The sequence below is a fragment of the Algoriphagus sp. NF genome (genome assembly GCF_028823735.1).
In the GTDB taxonomy this organism is placed as follows: Bacteria; Bacteroidota; Bacteroidia; order Cytophagales; family Cyclobacteriaceae; genus Algoriphagus; species Algoriphagus marincola.
This window is the reverse complement of the sequence record NZ_JAPEIB010000090.1, coordinates 1-1901: the sequence shown is the minus strand read 5'-3', so window position 1 is coordinate 1901 and position 1901 is coordinate 1. Positions and strand designations below refer to the sequence as shown.

General features: G+C 42.1%; 2 protein-coding genes. Both read left to right on the top strand.

Annotated features, from left to right (window positions below):
* The coding region (locus OU792_RS18440) for a hypothetical protein (RefSeq protein ID WP_274671044.1) at positions 1-447 on the top strand (447 nt) is incomplete at its 5' end.
* 63 nt (positions 448-510) lie between these two features.
* Positions 511-1365, top strand: a complete 855-nt coding sequence (locus OU792_RS18435; RefSeq protein WP_274671043.1) for an N-acetylmuramoyl-L-alanine amidase-like domain-containing protein — start codon at positions 511-513, stop codon at positions 1363-1365.
* Positions 1366-1901: the final 536 nt, after the last annotated feature.

Below are 1901 nucleotides of genomic sequence, written 5' to 3'. Positions count from 1 at the left end.
ACCCAAAGCAATCTAAATTCAATTTTTATCCCTCTGGGTCTGCGTTACGATATCCCTGTCAATTCAAAGAAATCCATTCGTTTTGGGGCGAATGCCTCAGGAAATCTAATTATCCACACCACCAATAAACCCAGCCAAGATGGAAGCTTTCCATACTATGGCTCCAATTCATCAGAAGGCGTTCAGGTTGACTTCTCTGTCTCCGAACCATCATTGAAAACCTTCTTTAAAGTAGGCCTGCATACAGAGTTTCAAATCTTCAAATCATCATTCCTCATCATTCAAGGAAGTCACATGCTTTCTACTCCTAATGACTTGAGAACAATAAGCTATACCTGGCAAGATGGAAGCCAATCTGGAAGTTTTGAAAATCAAATCAGTATGGAAGGATGGGTGGTTGAGGTTGCCTATAAACTTCCGCTCTCCATTTTGAGATTAGAAAAATAGGCAACCATACCATTCCAAAACCCAAATGCCCCAAGACCTCCCGAAATTACTATCTTCGCTTTTATGAAAAAGTCAAGTAAAAGGAAATCATTGCTTATTCTGCTTCTCTCCCTACTTCCCTACATCGGATATTCACAGACCGTCTGCACACCCGAATCCCGAGCAAGACTGGAGAAGGCTCTTGCACTCCTGCCCACTTTAGATGCCAATTCCTCCAAAAACGAATTAATCGTGGAAATCGGAAAAAGCTTTATGGGCACTCCCTACGTAGAAAAAACCTTGGAAATCCCCGGCCCCGAACGATTGGTCATTGACCTTCAGGGAGTGGACTGCACCACCTACCTGGAAAGCGTGGTCACATTGGCAAGAATGGCCAAAGAAGATAAAAACGATTTTGAAACTTTTGAAAAGGGGCTCGAAACGCTACGCTATCGGAATGGCAAAAACGAGGGTTATACATCAAGACTTCACTATTTCTCAGACTGGATTGCCGTCAATCAGGAAAAAGGAATTTTGTCGGATATAACGGAGCAAATCGGAGGGATTCCCTATGAAAACAATCCGACCTTTATGACTGAAAACCCAAAGTTTTATCCCCAACTCAGCGATCGGGAAAATGTCGAACGATTACAAAATATTGAAGCTTCTATCCGGCTTCGGGAGTATTTTTTCATCCCCAAAGATCAAATCAGTGCCCATGAAAGTCAAATCCAATCTGGAGACTTGATCGCGATCACTACCTCAATTTCTAATCTGGATATGGTACACGTGGGATTTGCCGTTGAGCAGAACGGTCGAATGCATTTGATGCATGCGAGCTCTGCAAATAAAGAGGTTGAAATCTCTGAAAAACCCCTGCATGATTACTTAGCTGGAAATAGAAGCCAATCCGGAATTATGGTGGCGAGACTTAAGTAATTGCTGCTCCCAGTAAATTTCATTTTATTTGTGTCCCGTGAAAACACTGGCAATCATACTTTCTTTTCTGACACTTTTCCTCTCCTCGCAAAATTGCTGCTTAGAGGCTGAGGATTCCTGTGAGGATATGGAAACGACACGAGATTGCTCCGAAGAATCTGAAAGTCATCTACCTTGTTTGCCATTTTTCAGTTGTGGTGCTTGTATAGGATTTACTACTTCCCAGTTTGAGAGTAATTTGACTTTTTTTGCAGACTCGTTTGTGAAAGTTCAGCTTCCTTGCGAACCTCAATTTATCCCTGATTTTTCACCTCCAGGCTTGATGAAGCCACCGTCTATTTGGGTTTAATAAGAATCTTTTTTTAAAAACCCATTTTAAATCAACATTATGTTACGAATGATCCTGGCCGCTTTGGTCATGGGCTTAAGCACCTTGTCTTTTGCCCAAAATACCTTCAAGGCTCAAATCTTGGATGAAGAGTCCAATGAGCCATTACCGGGTGCTACCCTTTATTTCCCACAATTAGAACTAGGAG

Coding starts and splice junctions, on each gene's coding strand:
- OU792_RS18435 (WP_274671043.1), top strand. CDS start 511: ATGAAAAAGTCAAGTAAAAGGAAATCATTGCTTATTCTGCTTCTCTCC.